Consider the following 15,813-nt stretch of genomic DNA (forward strand, 5'->3'; position numbering starts at 1 on the left):
GGTTCCTTATTGATTTGTGACATACGGTTCCACCGCCGCAGGAGGGGGGTATGTCCCCGGTGAACAGTCAGGCCCCAGACATGATCAATTCCGTCGCGTCGGCGCCCGGCCTCTGGCATCGGCTGATGTCAAGCCAGGCGGCCGGCACCATCTCCCTGGCCATCGGCCTGCTCAGCATCGGCGCGGTGCTGTGCCTGCGCTATCCCGCCTGGCTGACGACGCCGGAGCTGCGGCCGCACTACGACATGGATCTGTTGCGCCTGATCCTGGCGCTGTCCATGGGCGTGGGGGTGTTTCTGGGTCTGGGGGCGTGCGTCCTGAACCGGCGCCGGCGGGCCGGTCTCATCGGCATCAGCGGCGTGGTGCTGGCCCTGCTTCTGGGCGGACCCTATGTGCCGTATGAGGATTTCGACCAGGCCCGGACCTGGGTGGGGCTGGACTGGCTGGTGCTGGACCTGTTCTTCACCGGCAGCGCCTTCATCCTGCTGGAGCGCCTGTTGCCCCGCGTAGCCCCGGACCAGCCGGTGCTGCGGGAGGGGTGGCGGCTGGACCTCAGCTATTTCACCGTGAACCATTTGCTGATCGGCGCCTTTCTGCTGACGTCCAACCATTTCGCCCATGATTTCTTCGGTTGGGCGGTCAATGGCTGGCTGCAGACACAGGTCGCGGCGTTGCCTGGATTTGTGCGCTTCCTGCTGGTCATCCTGGCGGCCGACGCCGTGGAGTATGCCAGCCACCGCGCCTATCACGAGATCCCCTGGCTGTGGCGCCTGCACGCTGTCCACCACTCGCCTCAGCATATGGATTGGCTTTCCGGCTCCCGCCTGCATGTGCTGGAGGTGCTGATCACCCGCTCGCTGATCCTGGTGCCCATCTTCCTGCTGGGCTTCCCGCAGGACACGGTGTTCGCCTACCTGATCTTCGTGTCCATCCAGGCGGTGCTGATCCATTCCAACATCGCCATGGATCTGGGCTGGCTGCGCTACGTCATCGTGACGCCGCAGTTCCACCATTGGCACCATGCCTCGGATGAAGAGGCGCTCGACCGCAACTACTGCGCCCACACCCCTTTCTGGGATCTGGTGTTCCGCACCTACCACCAGCCCAAGGACCGCTGGCCGGAGAAGTACGGCACGGTGAAGCCCATCCCCGGCGGCTTCGTCCAGCAATTCCTCTACCCGTTCAGCGGCCCCGTGGAGCTGCTGACCGGCAAGCGGGAAGGGTAAGGAAGGGCGGGCTCAGGCCGCCAGTTCCAGCACCACGGGCGTGTGGTCGGACGCCTTTTCCTGGCCGCGCGGGCCCTTGTCGATGGCGCAGCCGACCAGGCGGTCGGCCGCCTGGGGCGACAGCAGGAAATGGTCGATGCGCAGGCCCATGTCGCGCGGCCAGGCGCCGGCCTGGTAGTCCCAGAAGCTGTAGGCGCGCTCGGCCGTGGGGTGCACGGCGCGAAAGGCTTCCACCAGGCCCAGGTGGGTGATCTCACGGAATTTGGCGCGCGTTTCCGGGCGGAACAGGGCGTCCGTCACCCAGGCGGCGGGGTCGTAGACGTCGCGCGCCTCGGGGATGACGTTGTAGTCGCCGCCCAGCACGAAGGGCACTTCGCTGGCCAGCAGGCTGCTGGCGTGGGCCTTCAGCCGGTCCATCCAGCGCAGCTTGTAGGGATATTTCTCCGTCCCGACCGGATTACCGTTGGGCAGGTACAGGCTGGCGATGCGGATGCCGCCGACGGTGGCCTCGACATACCGGGCCTGTTCATCCTCCGGCTCACCCGGCAGGCGGGTGATGATGTCGGTGGGTTCCTCCCGCGACAGCAGGGCGACGCCGTTGTAGGCCTTCTGCCCCACGACGGCGCAGTGATAGCCCAGATCCTGGAAGGCCTGCAGCGGGAAGGCGGCCGTCTCGCACTTGATTTCCTGGAACAGCACGACGTCCGGCTTGGCGCTGTCCAGCCACTCGGTCACGTTGCCTAGGCGGGCTTTGACCGAGTTCACGTTCCAGGTGGCGATGCGCATGGGAAGGCTCTCATCAGGCGGCGGTTCGCGCGCACCTTAGAGCGAAGGCCGCGCCAACGCGAGAACCTTGGAAGCCAATCCCAGACCAGCTGCATGAGATCCCCTCATGCAGCTTAGGATGCGACCGCGTCCGCCGGACCTTTGTGGGGAGCGTAGCGGACTGCAAAGGGAGGAAGCCAAGGCCGCGGATGCGGCCGCCCGGCGCCTGAGGGAATCTTACAAAGAAAAACTCTGCCCACAGCCGCAGGAGGAGCTGGCGTTGGGGTTGTTGACCTTGAAGTAGGAGCCGGCCAGTTCCTCGACGAAATCCACCTCGGCACCGCCCAACAGGTCCAGCGAGGTGTCGTCCACCACCAGCCGGGCGCCGTCCCGCTCGAACACATGGTCGTCGTCATTGAGGGTGGCGTCGAAGCTGAAGCCGTACTGGAAGCCGGAGCAGCCGCCGCCCGACACGGTCAGGCGCATCATGACATGGGCGCCGCCCTCCATCTCCGCCAGCTTGCGCACGCGCCGGGCGGCGCTGGCGCTCAGGGTCATGACGCGGGGCGGGGTCATGTCGGCTGGGCCGGCGGGGGCGGGGCCAGTAGGGGCCGCGCTGGCGGAAGACGGGGCGGCGGTCGCGGTGTCGGTCATCGACGGATCTTTCCGGCTGCGAACTCTTACAGTTGCGCTCAAGCGGCCCGCACCCCACGTACCCGTTGAAAAGGCGACTGGACAGGGGGCGCGTTCCTCTGTAACGCCCATAGTATGTAGGCGCTCCAAACGGTTCCGTCAAAGGACGGGAATCATTCGGCGCCCGCACCGGTCTGGCATGAGGTATGCGGCGATGATGAACTGGAACAGCCTGCTGTCGCGCAAGCGCTTGGCCAAGAAGACGGCCGATGCGGAACTGCCGCACCGCAGCGCCTATGAGATCGACATCGACCGCATCACCTTCACCACCAGCTTCCGCCGCCTGGCGGACAAGCAGCAGGTGCACGGCATCGGCGGGTCGGATTATGTGCGCTCCCGCCTGACCCACTCCATGGAGGCGGCGCGGGTGGGCCGGTCGCTGGGCATGTGGGTGGGGCCGGCCATCCTGGGCAGCATCGCCTATCCCTTGAAGGCCACCCCGGCCGACATCGGCCATGTCGTGGCCGCCGCCTCCCTGGCCCATGACGTCGGCACGCCTTGTTTCGCCCACACGGGTGAGGATGTGATTTCCGATTGGTTCGCCGACAGCGCCATCGGCCGCCGCATCCGCGAGGGGCTGAGCGATGTGGAGCAGGCCGAACTGTGCAAGTTCGAGGCGAACGCTCAGGGCTTCCGCGTACTGACCCGGTTGCAGGGTTGGCGCGGCGTGGGCGGGCTGCAACTGACGGCGGCGACGCTGGCGGCTGGCGCCAAGTACCCCTGGGGCGTGGAGGTTCCGGGCGGCCCGGTGCGGCGTCCGCACAAGCGCAAGTACGGCTATTTCGAAAGCGAGCAGGCGGTGTTCGCCGAGGTCGCGGCCGAGGTGGGGCTGGTGGAGACGGGGCCGGGCGCCTGGTGCCGTCACCCCCTGGCCTATCTGGTGGAGGCGGCGGACGACGCCTGCTACCACGTCGTGGACATCGAGGACGCGGCCAAGATGCGCATGCTGAGTTTCGAGCATGCCGAGGATCTGTTGCTGGCCTTCATCCGCGACGACAACACCAAGGACTGGGAAGCGGACTACAAGACGCTGGAGGATGAGGACCGGAAGCTGATCTTCCTGCGCGCCCAGGCCATCGACCGCCTGGTGCGCGACGCGGCGGAGATTTTCCTGGAGCGCCTGCCCAGCCTGATGGCGGGGGAGTTCTGCAAGCCGCTGCTGACGCTGTCGGAACGGGCCCAGGCCCTGCGCCACATCGAACAGGTCAGCCACGAGCGCATCTATCGCGGCCAGCAGCGTTGCGAGACCGACATCATCGCCGCCCGCACCATCACCACGCTGTTGGACGCCTATGGCGAGGCGCTGCTGGACCGGGAGAAGCTGGGCCCCGGCGCCAAGCTGCCCCGCCGCTGGGCCTCCCTGTTGGAGACCATGCCGGAGTCGCGGCAACTGCCGTATGCGCGGGCCGATTGGGTGCGCGGCCTGTTGGACTACGTCGCCGGCATGACCGACCGCTTCGCCATCCGCCAGGCGCAATTGATCGCGGGATAGTGCCTGCGCCTCATCTATGCTACCTCGGAGGGATAGTCTCCAGTGGTTGCACGAAGGGGGTTGAATGCGGGGCAGGGTACTGGGTTACGACGCCGTGACGTTCACCGGCGCCATCACCGGCCATGACGGGCTGCGGTATGATTTCACCCGGGCCGATTGGCGCGACGGGCGAGAGCCGGCGGTCGGCATGCAGGTCGATTTCGTTCAGGCGGGTGAGCGCGCGCACGACGTCTATGTTCTCGCGCAACAGCGACCGCCCTTCACCTGGGCCTGGTTCCTGCTGTCGCTGAACGGCCGCGTCTCCCGCAAGGAATTCTGGCTGAAGTACCAGTTGCCACTGACGGTTCTGTATTGCGCCGTCGGATACCTGGGGATCCTGACGGCCGATACCAACGCCGCCGTGGGGAATGGGGCCGGCTCCGGTCTCAGCCCCGTGGCCGGCGTGCTGCTGGTGCTGGTGACACTGCTGAGCCTGTGGCCCGGAATTGCCGTGCAGGTCAAGCGCTGCCATGACCGCAACCGTAGCGGATGGTTTCTCCTGATCAGCCTGATCCCGATTGTCGGCAATTTGTGGCTGCTGGCGGAATTGGGCTTCATCAGGGGAACGTCGGGCGAGAACCGCTTTGGCGGAGACCCGCTGGCCTGAACGGTTAACGCCAAAGGCGGGGCGCGATGGTCGCGATCTTCCCTTTTTGACTGTATTGCTGCGCTGCAAAAACAATTTATAGACTCATATATGGGCTCATGATAACTGAAGGTTGCAATCAACCAGGCGGTCCCCGTTGGCGGTTCGGGGGCGCCGCGATCTTCAACGGAGGCTGTCATGATGAATTTCTTTGCGCCCGCTCAGGTCAAGGGCATCGACGGCGCGGTTTATAACGGTGCCGGTGCCGCTGCGGCGGTTGTGGCCAACAATGTGACTGTTTTCGCCTTGGCGCCCATGGGTGTCGAGGTGGGCAGCCACTATGAGATCACCGGCCCGGGCGGTAAGCCCGATTACAAGGTCGTCTGCGCCTTCGCCCTGCCGGCGATGGCCGTTTTCACGCTGAAGGGCTGAGGCACGCCGTAGAGGCCGCCGTGGACGGACGGTTCAATACCTGCCGCCCACGGCGCTTTGGACCGACCGCGAACCTCTTTGGGCGAGGATAGCCCCGCCTTCGCGCGTTCATGAAACTTCACGGATGAAAACTCCACGGATGACCTGGGCGACTGGAACCTTGTAAGGTGCGCCGCCGCCGGTCACCATGGCCGGCGAACGTGTCCCTATTTGGATTTGCCGGTTCTAACGCCATGAACGTCTACAAGGAATTCGAAGCCCTGGTCCGCCGCGCGCTGGAGGCCCTGGCGGCCGAAGGCGGCATTCCCGCCGGGCTGGACCTCTCCCGCGTGACGGTGGAGCCGCCGCGCGAGGCGGCGCATGGCGACATCTCCACCAACGCCGCCATGGTGCTGGCCAAGCCGGCGGGCAAGCCGCCCCGCGCCATCGCGGAGGCGCTGGCCCCCCACCTGCGCGCCCTGCCGGACGTGACCGAGGTCACCATCGCCGGCCCCGGCTTCGTCAACCTGCGCGTGGCGGCCAGCTACTGGCGCGCCCGCATGGCCGATATCCTGGCCGCCGGCGTGGGCTTCGGCGCCAGCACCGTCGGCAACGGCACCCGCGTGAACGTGGAGTACGTCTCCGCCAACCCCACCGGCCCGCTGCACGCGGCGCACGCCCGCGGCGCGGTGGTGGGTGACGCTCTGGCCGCCCTGCTGGAAAAGGCCGGCTATGACGTCACGCGTGAGTATTACATCAACGACGCCGGCGCCCAGGTGGATGTCCTGGCCCGCTCCACCCACCTGCGCTACCGCGAGGCGCTGGGCGAGACGGGCATCGAGATCCCGGCCGGCATGTATCCGGGCGAATACCTGAAGGATGTGGGCCAGGCCCTGGCCCAGCGGGACGGCGCCAAGTGGCGCGACCTGCCGGAGGAGGAGTGGCTGGCCCCGGTGCGTGCCTTCGCCATCGACCAGATGATGGCCGGCATCAAGGAGGATTTGGCCTCCCTCAACATCCACCATGATTTGTTCAGCAGCGAGCGCGCGCTGGTGGACAGCGGTGCCGTGGACCAGGCGTTCAAGGCGCTGGAGGATGCCGGCCTGATCTATGTCGGCGTGCTGGAGCCGCCCAAGGGCAAGAAGCCCGATGACTGGGAGCCGCGGCCCCAGACCCTGTTCAAGGCCACGCAGTTCGGTGACGACGTCGACCGCCCGCTGAAGAAGTCCGACGGGTCGTGGACCTATTTCGCCAACGACATCGCCTATCACTACGACAAGTACCGGCGCGGCTGCCCCGTCCTGATCGACGTGTGGGGGGCCGACCACGGTGGCTATGTGAAGCGCATGGCGGCAGCCACCAAGGCCATCTCCGACGGCAAGGCCGCGCTGGACGTGAAGCTGTGCCAGCTGGTGCACCTGCTGCAGAATGGCGAGCCGGTGAAGATGTCCAAGCGGGCCGGCACCTTCGTCACCCTGCGCGACGTCATGGACGCCGTGGGCCGCGACGTGGTGCGCTTCATCATGCTGACCCGCCGCAACGACCAGACGCTGGAGTTCGACTACGCCAAGGTGACGGAGCAGTCCAAGGACAACCCCGTCTTCTATGTGCAGTACGCCCACGCCCGCTGCTGCTCCGTCCTGCGCCAGGCTGCCAGCCTGCATCCCGACTGGGACCTGTCGGCCGGCGCCCTGGCCGGCGTGTCCTTCGACGGCCTGGCCTCCACGGCGGAGGTCGACCTCATCCGCCTGATGCTGAACTGGCCGCGTACGGTGGAGTCGGCGGCGGAGGCGCATGAGCCGCACCGCGTCGCCTACTACCTGCAGGACCTGGCCGCCGCCTTCCATGGCTTCTGGAACCAGGGCAAGGACGACGCCACCCTGCGCTTCATCATCGAGGGCGACGACGCCCTGACCCGCGCCCGTCTGGCCCTGGTGACGGCGGTGTCCCTGGTCATCGCGTCCGGCCTCGCCATCATGGGCGTGGTGCCGGCCGAGGAGTTGCGCTGATCCCATGAGCGACATGCACGACCGTCACGGCGACCCCGACTACGACTACGATCCCGGCTATGACTGGCAGGGGCGGCGCCAGCCGCCCCCCCGGCGGCGCGGGTTTCTCAGCCTGGCCGTCGTCCTGGCGGCCGTCGGCAGCTTCGGCGGGCTGATCTACTTCGTCTACACCCAGGGCCAGCGGGCGGGGACGGAGGCGGTCGCCCCCATCATCCACGCCGATCCCGGGCCGACGAAGGTGAAGCCGGAGACGCCGGGCGGGATGGACGTGCCCAACCAGGACCGCCTGATCTACGACCGTCTCCGCGCCGACAAGACCGACCCGGGTGTGGAGCGCCTGTTGCCCCCGCCGGAAGCGCCCATGGAACGGCCGACGGCACCGCCGCCCAGCCAGCCGGCGCCGCAGCAGGCCGCCGCCGCGCCCGCCCAGACGCCGGCCCCGGCGGTGACGCCGCCGCCGGCCACGGCATCGGTGCCGCCCACCGTGCTGCCCCCGACGGCCGCAGGCACCAGGCCGGCGGCGCCGCAGCAGACCGCCCAGGCACCGGCCACCACGCCGCCTGCCGTTACGCCCGCTGCCAACGCGCCTACCCCCCTGGTGCCGCAGCCCCAGCCGGCCCCCCAGCAGCCGGCCCCCCAGCAGCCGACGCCCAAGCCCGTGGTCGCGGCCCCGCCGGCCCCGGCGCCCAAGCCGGTGGAAAAGCCCGTCGCCCCGCCGGTGCCGGCCCCGGCCGCTTCAGGCGGCGGAACGATCAAGCTGCAATTCGCTTCCATCCCCTCCGAACCGCAGGCGGAGGCGGAGATGCAGCGCATCCAGCGCAAGCACGCCGCCGTGCTGGGCGGCCTCAGCCTGCGCTTGGTCAAGGCCGACCTGGGCGCCAAGGGCATCTACTACCGGGTTCAGTCGGGGCCCGTGGACGAGGCCCAGGCCAAGCGCATCTGCGAGGCGGTCAAGGCGGCCAAGGACGGCTGCATCCCCGTTCATTAAGGCGGTGCCTGCAATGACCAACTCCCCTGTCCCGGCGGCCGTCATCTTCGGCTGCGCCGGTCCCGTCCTGACCGAGGCGGAGCGCGCGCTGTTCGCGGCGGCCAATCCCCTGGGCTTCATCCTGTTCCGGCGCAACTGCGAGACGCCGGAGCAGGTGGCCGCCCTGACCGCCGCGCTGCGCGACAGCGTCGGCCGGCCGGACGCGCCCATCATGATCGACCAGGAAGGCGGGAGGGTGGCCCGCCTGCGCCCGCCGCACTGGCCGTCCCTGCCGCCGGCGGGGCGGATCGGCGCCATCGCCGATGACGGGCTGGCCAAGGAGGCGGCTTGGCTGCACGGCCGGCTTCTGGCCGCCATGCTGGCGCCGCTGGGCATCGACATGGATTGCGCCCCCGTGGCCGACGTGCCCCAGGCGGGCGCGCATGACGTCATTGGGGACCGCGCCTTTGGGCACGACCCGGCGCGCGTCGCCCTGCTGGCCGGGGCGCAGGCGGAGGGATTGCTGGCGGGCGGTGTCCTGCCCATCGTGAAGCATTTGCCCGGCCACGGCCGGGCGCTGGCCGACAGCCATAAGGAGCTGCCGACGGTGACGGCGGATCTGGCGACGCTGGACGCGGTCGACTTCGCGCCCTTCAAGGCCTTGGCCCATCTGCCGGCGGGCATGGTGGCCCACATCCTGTTCACCGCCGTGGACGCCCGGCATCCCTCCAGCACCTCGGCCCTGGTCATCACCAAGATCGTGCGGGAGAGGATCGGCTTCGACGGCCTGCTGTTCAGCGATGACCTGGACATGCAGGCGCTGTCCGGCACCCGCCCGGAACGCGCTGCCGCCGTGGTGGCCGACGGCTGCTGCGACGTGGCCCTGCACTGCAACGGCACGGTGGAGGACATGGCCGCCGTCGCCGCCGTTGTGCCCCCCCTGACGGCCCAGGCGCAGGAACGCTGGGCCCGGGCGCAGGCCCTGCGGCCCCACCAGGACACCGACGCCGACGCGGCCACCATCGCCGCCTGGCGCGCCCGCCTTATCGACCTTGCCGGCAATTGGGACTGACCCCTTGGACACCTCCATTCAGGAACTGATCGTTCGCCTTTCCGTGATGGCCATCCCCATGGTCCTGGCCATCACCCTGCACGAGGCTGCCCACGCCTGGGTGGCCTGGAAGCTGGGCGACGACACCGCCTATTCCCAGGGCCGGGTCAGCTTCAACCCCAGCAAGCATATCGACCCGTTCGGGACCATCCTGATCCCGGCCACGCTGTTCCTGTTCACCGGCTTCGTCTTCGGCTGGGCCAAGCCCGTGCCGGTGGTGCAAAGCCGGCTGCGCCGTCCCCGCCGGGATATGGCCCTGGTGTCCCTGTCGGGGCCGGGCATGAACTTCCTGCTGGCCATCCTGTTCGCCCTGCTGCTGCACACCGTGTTCCTGCTGCCCGCCTCCGTCGCCGATTGGGTGGGGCAGAACTTCGTGGCCGGCATCCAGATCAACCTGATGCTGGGCGTATTGAACATGCTGCCCTTCCCGTCGCTGGACGGCGGCAAGGTGCTGGAACAGATGCTGCCCTACCGCCAGGCGCAATGGTTCGCGGCGCAGGAGGTGCGGGGCAACATGATCCTGCTGACGATGTTCTTCCTGCTGCCCTACCTTCTGAATAAGATGGGGCTGTCGGCGTACGACCCCTACATGTGGCTGGTGCGGTGGCCGACCACGGCCCTGTGGAACGTGATCGCCACGGTGACGGGACTGAATTGATGGCTGAGCCCCAGGGCCCCGATCCGGATTGGCCCGATCAGGACCAGAAGGAGGCTCCCGCCCTTGACTTGGCGGGGGAGGGGGAGCCGGCGCTGCTGGTCGACCTGGGGGAGTTCGAAGGCCCCATCGATCTGCTGCTGACCCTGGCGCGCGACCAGAAGGTCGACCTCACCCGCATTTCCATCCTGGCCCTGGCCGAGCAATACCTGGCCTTCGTGGAGGAGGCGCATCGCCTGCGGCTGGAGGTGGCGGCCGACTACCTGGTGACCGCCGCCTGGCTGGCCTATCTCAAGTCCCGCCTGCTGCTGCCCACGCCGGAAACGGAAGAGCCGACGGGCGAGGAACTGGCCCAGGCCCTGGCCTTCCAGCTCCAGCGGCTGGAGGCCATGCAGACCGCCGCCGCCCGCCTGATGGCCCGGCCGCGCCTGGGCCGCGACGTCTTCCCCCGAGGGGCGCCGGAGGACCTGCCGGTGTTCGAGCGGCGGGTGACCGAGGTGACGCTGTACGATCTGCTGCGCGCCTATGGCGACATCAAGCGCCGCCAGCAGAAGACCGGGCCCCTGCATCTGCCGCCGGTGGACCTGTTCACCATCGAGGACGCCATCCGCCGGGTGGAGGCCATGTTGGGCCGGCTGCCGGACTGGACGCGCCTGGACCGCTTCCTGCCGCCCGACTGGCGCGGCGGCACCAGCCGGGAGGACAAGCTGAAGGCCCGGTCCGCCTTGGCCGCGACCTTCGTCGCCACGCTGGAACTGGCCAAGGCCGGCCAGTTGGAGGTGCGGCAGGACGGCACCTTCGGTCCCCTGTACGTCCGGCGGACTGATCCGCCACCCCAGCCGGCCCAGAGCACGGATAAAGAGCCATGACCGTCGACACCGTTACCGAGGCGCCTGCGGACCAGGAGGAGGGCTTCGACCGCCGGGCCGAGCAGATGCGCCTGGTCGAAGCGGTGCTGTTCGCCTCCGCCGAGCCGGTGGAGGAGGCCGCCCTGGCCGCCCGGCTGGGGCCGGAGGCTGACCTGCGCGGCATCCTGGATGAGCTGCAGGCCCACTACAGCCATCGTGGCGTGCACCTGATGGCGGCGGCCGGCCGCTGGGCGTTCCGCACCGCGCCGGATCTGGCCCCCCTGCTGCAGCGGGAAACCGAGGTGACCTCGCGCCTGTCGCGCGCCGCCGTGGAGACGCTGTCCATCATCGCCTATCACCAGCCGGTGACGCGGGCGGAGATCGAGAGCATCCGCGGTGTCGCCACCAGCAAGGGCACCCTGGACATCCTGATGGAAGCGGGCTGGATCAAGCCGGGCCGCCGGCGCGAGACGCCGGGCCGGCCGCTGACTTGGCTGACCACGCCAGCCTTCCTGGATCATTTCGGTTTGGAATCGTTGCGCGACCTGCCAGGCGTGGACGATCTGCGCGCCGCCGGCTTGCTGGATGCCCGCCCGGCCATCACCACCCTGTTCTCGCGCGGCGACGACGCGGCGCTGCCCCGGGCGGTGGAAGACAGCGCGGAGGATTAGGACAGGGGGGTTACTCTGCGTCCTCAAGGACGCCGGGCGACGAGGGCTCTGCCGCTATGGCCAAGGCTGACAAGGCCCGTCTCGCCCATTGAAGGTCGCCATCCCCCAGGCGCCGCGCCAACTCCGCTTGGGCCTGCCTCCATACCGGGATGGCGTCCGCCAGCAAATTACGTCCCAGAACCGTCAGGCTGAGCCGCTTTCCCGCACGGCCCCGCCCGCCGTCGGCGCAGACCCACCCGCGCTTTTCCAGGTTTTGGATATTGCGGCTGAGCGTTGTCGTGTCCACCCCCGCGCTAAGCGCGAGTTCGACCAATGTGGCGCCCTCGGTCGCGCCTATTCCCACCATCAGGCTGAATTGCTCGGCCGTCAGCCCCAGCGGCCTGAAGCAGGCGTTGTGATAGCGCGTGATCGCCCGCGCGGTTGCCCGAGCCTGGAAGCCTGGACATTCCGCAGCGATGGTGCGAAAGGCGTGGGGATCAAATCCGCTCATCTCCGCTGGCCCCTGTACATCATGATGTGCGCCATATAGTGTATATGCATTATTAAAGGAAATGTCATGCCGGCCTACGTGCACATCAATCTGCGGATTATCGACCCCGCCAAGCAGGCGGCGCTCGCCCCCCGTTTCCAGGCCGCCTTGCAGGAGGCTGGCGGACGGATCCTGTACTTCGGCCGCGTCGCGCAGGTGCTTGAGGGTGATGACCTGCCCTTGCCGATGGCGGGCGTGCTGGAGTTTCCGACGCTGGCCCAGGCGCTGGCGTTCTACGATTCCGAGGCCTACGCTCCGATCAAGGCGGATCGCCGGGAAGCCCAGCAGGCGACGATGTTCGTCGTCGAGACCGCCTGATCCCCTGTTCGCCGCGGGCTAGCCTTTACTTCGCGCTCGCCTCGCACGCCGCCACGGCCTCCGCCACCATCTGGTCCACCTCCTTGTCGCCGGTGGCCTTCAGCCAGCCGCGCAGGGGCTTGATCAGGTCGGGGTGGGCGCACAGCGCCGCCGCCTCGAACACGGTGGGATAGATGCCCTCGGCGCTCAGCGCCTCCAGCACATGGGGGCGGGCCAGGTCGCCGTCGCGCTGGGCCAGGGCCACCAGGGCTTCGGCGCGCACGCTGTCGTCCTCATCGTTCAGGGCGCCGACCAGGGCGTCGCGCAAGGCCTTGGTGTCGACCTCCGATTGGCCCAGCAGGAAGACGGCCCAATCGCGGTTCGCGGCGTCAGCGTCCTTGAAGAAGGACAGCAGGCGCTTGACCGTGGCCGTGTCGTCCGCCTCGATCTCGACATCCTCATCGATCAGGTCCCGCAGGAAATCCGACGGGGGCATGTAATCCTTGGCCATCCTGCGCATCCTTGTCGTGGGGGCGTATTTTTTTTGGGGTGCGGTCGGCCGCACCATCCGTCTCGCCGGTGGCATAGTCCGGCCACGGGATATTGTAAAGGCTGCGGCCCCGTCGCCTGTGGTTCCGCCCGTCCGCGACGGTCAGGCTCTTGACCCAGGACACGGCGGGGTTCCCTATGGTTCACTGAAGGAAACATCCAAGAGCCCGCCCATGCCCCGGCCCGTGAAGCCCCCGAAAGCCGCGCCGCCCCGCCATCGGTCCTTGTCACGGTGGCCGAATTGGACGCGTTGGATCGGTCCCGGCCTAGTGCTGGCGGCCGTCGTGCTGGGGGTCTGGGGTATTGTGGGGCGGTCGCTGACAGCCTCCCCGGACCCGGCGGTTCCCACGCTGGCCAGTATCGGCGGTCCCTTCGCCCTGACCGACCAGGATGGCCGGGCGGTAACGGACAAGACCTATGCCGGCAAGACGCTGATGGTCATGTTCGGCTACACCAATTGCCCGGACGTCTGCCCCACCGGCCTCGCGTCGATGAGCGTCATCCTGGACGCGCTGGGGCCGGACGCCGACCGCGTGCAGGGCCTGTTCATCACCGTGGATCCGGCGCGGGACACGGTGGCGGTGTTGAAGGACTACATGGCCAACTTCAACCCGCATATCGTGGCCCTGACCGGCACGCCGGCGCAGGTGGCGCAGGCCGCCGCGAGCTACAAGGTGCTATACCGCAAGGTCGCGGCGGATGGCACGCCCCTGGCCGCCGACGCCCATCCCGCCGACTACGGCATGGACCACAACGCCGCCATTTTCCTGATGGGGCCGGACGGACATCTGAAAAGCACCATCAACCCCTTCGAGCCGCCCGCCACGGCGGAGGGCAAGGTGCGCCATGCGCTGGGGCTGCCGGTGGCGGTGAACTGACAGGAAAAAGTTCTTGGCAATTGGCTGCTGGCGGGGATGGAGATTTTCCCCTCAAGCCAATCGCTGGAACACCCTCTCGACCACCCTGTCGGGATTTTCGGCGGATGCGTGCCAGATCGCGCATACCCGTTGGCCGTGCGCGTAGACGGCGATGGTGCTGCCGGGACCCGCACCCCGATGGCCGATGGGATGATCCAGCGGCGAAACGGCGTTCAGCATGAGGCCCAACCCGTAAGCGGGGTCCGGAAAGGTCTCATTCCGGTGTTCCGGCAAGGCGCGACGGTCAAGCATGGAGGTGAACGTGGCGGGTTGCAGCACCTTGCCCGTCACCAAGCGTTGGAACAGTCGGGCGGCGTCGGCGGCGGTTCCGGTCACCAGGCCGTGATAGACCCAGCCCGGATGATATCCCTCCCCGTCCGGGCCCATCTGAACGCCGCGCAGGTCCTCGGGCTGGGTGGCGACCCCCGCCGTTGTCAGTCCCGCCGGGGTGAACACCAGCCGATCCAGCGCGCCCGCCAGAGACAGGCCGGTCGCGGTTTCGATCAGCTCCCGCACCTTGAGATAGCCGATATTGGAATACGCCCAGCCTTTTCCGGGTTCATAGCGTAACCGTCGCGTGTCCAAGGCCTGGAGAAGACGCCCGACCGGCCATGGTGATTTTCCCGCGCGGACATCCTCATGATAGCGGGCCACGCCGCCATAGTCGGGAAGCCCGGCCTCGTGCCGCAAAAGCTGCGCCAAGGTGAAGGACTCGCCAGTGATTGGCCCATCGAGGGAAAGCGCCCCATCCTCGACAAGGCGCATGGCCGCGATCGCCAGGACTGTTTTGGTGACGCTCCACCACGGGACCGGATCGACAACGCCATTAACCGTGACGGTTCCGTCTTCGTCAATAAGCGCCACCGACTCCAGGGTCATTTCCACCGGTCGTTCCTAACTACTTCGCCAGCGGGGCGTAGGCGCCGTTGTGCCAGGCGTAGATGACGTAGTCGTTCTGCTTGCGGTCGCCCTTGGCGTCGTAGGACACGGGCCCGACGGCGGTCATGAACTCCTGGCCGCTGTGCAGCACGGCGGCCACCTTCTTGGGGTCGGTGCTGCCGGCCTTGGCGGCGGCCTGGGCCCAGACCTGGACGGCGGCGTAGGAGTAGAGCGAGAAGATGTTGGGCTCCCCACCGTTCTTGCGGAAGCTGTCCAGCGCTTCCTTGGCGGCGGGGCTCTGCCGCACGTCGGCGTTGTAGGCCATCATCACCCCTTCGCCCATGGCGCCGGCGGTGGTCCAGAACTCATCGCTGGCCAGGGTGTCGCCGGCCAGGAAAGCGGCCTTCAGGCCGGCGGTGCGCGACTGGCGCACCAGCAGGCCCGCCTCCGGGTACAAGCCGCCGTAGAACACGGCGTCCACGTCTGCCGACTTCAGGCGGGTGACCATGCTGCTGAAGTCCTTCTCGCCGGCGGTCAGCGTGCCGTTCAGGGCCACAGGCACGCCGCGGGCCTTCAGCGTGGCGCGCACGGCGTCGGCCAGGCCCTTGCCGTAGGTGGTCTGGTCGTCGACGATGGCGATCTTGCCGCCCTTGTAGTGGTCGGCTAGGTAGGCGCCGATGACTTGGCCCTGCTGGTCGTCGCGGCCGCAGGTGCGGAACAGCGTGTCCCAGCCCTGGGCGGTCAGTTCTGGACTGGTGGAACTGGGGGTGATGACGATGACGCCCTCATCGGCATAGACCTGGGCCGCCGGCATCGTGGTGCCGGTGGTCATGTGGCCCATGACCATGGCGACGCGGTCCGTCACCAGGCGGTTGGCGGCGGCGACGGACTGCGTGGGCTCACCGCCATCATCCACCGCGTCCACCACCAGCTTCTGCCCCAGCACGCCACCCTTGGCGTTGATGTCGGCCACGGCCTGGTCCGCGCCCCGGCGCAGCTGGGTGCCCACCGCCGCCAGGCGACCGCTGAGGGGGACACCCACGCCGATCTTGATGTCCGCGAAGGCGGGCAGGCTGATCGACAGCAAGGGCAGGGCGAGGACGGCGGCACGCGCGAAGAAGGGGACACGCATCGAACTGTGATTCCTGAACCGAGGGGAGGCTAATTCA

At 68.1% G+C, this 15,813-nt stretch carries 18 protein-coding genes; 12 read left to right on the forward strand and 6 right to left on the reverse strand.

What is annotated here, in order from left to right; translation table 11 throughout:
• Nucleotides 1–50 precede the first annotated feature (50 nt).
• On the forward strand, nt 51–1,226 hold the full coding sequence (locus FBZ90_RS07715; protein WP_211101944.1) for a sterol desaturase family protein: 1,176 nt from the start codon (nt 51–53) through the stop codon (nt 1,224–1,226).
• 12 nt (nt 1,227–1,238) lie between these two features.
• On the opposite strand, the gene xth is transcribed toward FBZ90_RS07715, so the two are convergent.
• Both xth and erpA read right to left on the reverse strand, forming a co-directional pair.
• Nucleotides 1,239–2,012: an exodeoxyribonuclease III gene (gene xth / locus FBZ90_RS07720; RefSeq protein WP_145730683.1), complete on the reverse strand. Its 774-nt coding sequence runs from the start codon at nt 2,010–2,012 to the stop codon at nt 1,239–1,241.
• 216 nt (nt 2,013–2,228) lie between these two features.
• Nucleotides 2,229–2,567 (reverse strand): iron-sulfur cluster insertion protein ErpA, encoded by a 339-nt coding sequence (gene erpA, locus FBZ90_RS07725; protein WP_145731225.1) that lies wholly within the window; start codon nt 2,565–2,567, stop codon nt 2,229–2,231.
• Nucleotides 2,568–2,838: 271 nt separating this feature from the next.
• Between erpA and dgt the strand changes: the two genes are divergently transcribed.
• The 9 genes from dgt (at nt 2,839) to scpB (ending at nt 11,473) form a co-directional block, all read left to right on the forward strand.
• Nucleotides 2,839–4,176 carry a dGTP triphosphohydrolase gene (dgt, locus tag FBZ90_RS07730; protein ID WP_246130212.1) on the forward strand — a complete coding sequence of 446 codons (1,338 nt, stop codon included), beginning with the start codon at nt 2,839–2,841 and terminating at the stop codon, nt 4,174–4,176.
• Between the two features lie 64 nt (nt 4,177–4,240).
• Nucleotides 4,241–4,822 carry a DUF805 domain-containing protein gene (locus FBZ90_RS07735; protein WP_145730687.1) on the forward strand — a complete coding sequence of 194 codons (582 nt, stop codon included), beginning with the start codon at nt 4,241–4,243 and terminating at the stop codon, nt 4,820–4,822.
• A gap of 177 nt (nt 4,823–4,999) precedes the next feature.
• The gene (locus FBZ90_RS07740) at nt 5,000–5,233 is read left to right on the forward strand and encodes a hypothetical protein (RefSeq protein WP_145730689.1); all 234 of its coding nucleotides are present in this window, start codon (nt 5,000–5,002) and stop codon (nt 5,231–5,233) included.
• 233 nt (nt 5,234–5,466) lie between these two features.
• Entirely contained in the window at nt 5,467–7,221 is a 1,755-nt protein-coding gene (argS, locus tag FBZ90_RS07745; RefSeq protein WP_145730691.1) for an arginine--tRNA ligase, read from the forward strand.
• Between the two features lie 4 nt (nt 7,222–7,225).
• Entirely contained in the window at nt 7,226–8,209 is a 984-nt protein-coding gene (locus FBZ90_RS07750; RefSeq protein ID WP_145730693.1) for an SPOR domain-containing protein, read from the forward strand.
• Between the two features lie 13 nt (nt 8,210–8,222).
• Entirely contained in the window at nt 8,223–9,260 is a 1,038-nt protein-coding gene (nagZ, locus tag FBZ90_RS07755) for a beta-N-acetylhexosaminidase (protein WP_145730695.1), read from the forward strand.
• 4 nt (nt 9,261–9,264) lie between these two features.
• The gene (locus FBZ90_RS07760; protein WP_145730698.1) at nt 9,265–9,957 is read left to right on the forward strand and encodes a site-2 protease family protein; all 693 of its coding nucleotides are present in this window, start codon (nt 9,265–9,267) and stop codon (nt 9,955–9,957) included.
• The gene (locus FBZ90_RS07765; protein WP_145730700.1) at nt 9,957–10,823 is read left to right on the forward strand and encodes a segregation and condensation protein A; all 867 of its coding nucleotides are present in this window, start codon (nt 9,957–9,959) and stop codon (nt 10,821–10,823) included. Before FBZ90_RS07760 ends, FBZ90_RS07765 begins: the two co-directional genes overlap by 1 nt.
• Nucleotides 10,820–11,473 carry an SMC-Scp complex subunit ScpB gene (gene scpB, locus FBZ90_RS07770; protein WP_420872588.1) on the forward strand — a complete coding sequence of 218 codons (654 nt, stop codon included), beginning with the start codon at nt 10,820–10,822 and terminating at the stop codon, nt 11,471–11,473. The genes FBZ90_RS07765 and scpB overlap by 4 nt, the downstream gene beginning before the upstream one ends.
• A 10-nt stretch (nt 11,474–11,483) precedes the next feature.
• On the opposite strand, the gene FBZ90_RS07775 is transcribed toward scpB, so the two are convergent.
• Nucleotides 11,484–11,963: a MarR family winged helix-turn-helix transcriptional regulator gene (locus FBZ90_RS07775; RefSeq protein WP_145730702.1), complete on the reverse strand. Its 480-nt coding sequence runs from the start codon at nt 11,961–11,963 to the stop codon at nt 11,484–11,486.
• 66 nt (nt 11,964–12,029) lie between these two features.
• On the opposite strand from FBZ90_RS07775, the gene FBZ90_RS07780 reads away from it, so the two are divergent.
• The gene (locus tag FBZ90_RS07780) at nt 12,030–12,320 is read left to right on the forward strand and encodes a DUF1330 domain-containing protein (RefSeq protein ID WP_145730704.1); all 291 of its coding nucleotides are present in this window, start codon (nt 12,030–12,032) and stop codon (nt 12,318–12,320) included.
• Nucleotides 12,321–12,345: 25 nt separating this feature from the next.
• On the opposite strand, the gene FBZ90_RS07785 is transcribed toward FBZ90_RS07780, so the two are convergent.
• On the reverse strand, nt 12,346–12,810 hold the full coding sequence (locus FBZ90_RS07785; protein WP_186455660.1) for a HEAT repeat domain-containing protein: 465 nt from the start codon (nt 12,808–12,810) through the stop codon (nt 12,346–12,348).
• 307 nt (nt 12,811–13,117) lie between these two features.
• Between FBZ90_RS07785 and FBZ90_RS07790 the strand changes: the two genes are divergently transcribed.
• On the forward strand, nt 13,118–13,726 hold the full coding sequence (locus tag FBZ90_RS07790; RefSeq protein ID WP_246130213.1) for an SCO family protein: 609 nt from the start codon (nt 13,118–13,120) through the stop codon (nt 13,724–13,726).
• Between the two features lie 51 nt (nt 13,727–13,777).
• On the opposite strand, the gene FBZ90_RS07795 is transcribed toward FBZ90_RS07790, so the two are convergent.
• Nucleotides 13,778–14,644, reverse strand: coding sequence for a serine hydrolase domain-containing protein (locus FBZ90_RS07795; RefSeq protein WP_246130238.1), 867 nt, complete (start codon nt 14,642–14,644; stop codon nt 13,778–13,780).
• A 19-nt stretch (nt 14,645–14,663) separates the two neighbouring features.
• On the reverse strand, nt 14,664–15,776 hold the full coding sequence (locus FBZ90_RS07800; RefSeq protein ID WP_145730725.1) for a branched-chain amino acid ABC transporter substrate-binding protein: 1,113 nt from the start codon (nt 15,774–15,776) through the stop codon (nt 14,664–14,666).
• Nucleotides 15,777–15,813 lie beyond the last annotated feature (37 nt).

This window comes from Nitrospirillum pindoramense (genome assembly GCF_007827955.1).
GTDB lineage: Bacteria > Pseudomonadota > Alphaproteobacteria > Azospirillales > Azospirillaceae > Nitrospirillum > Nitrospirillum amazonense_B.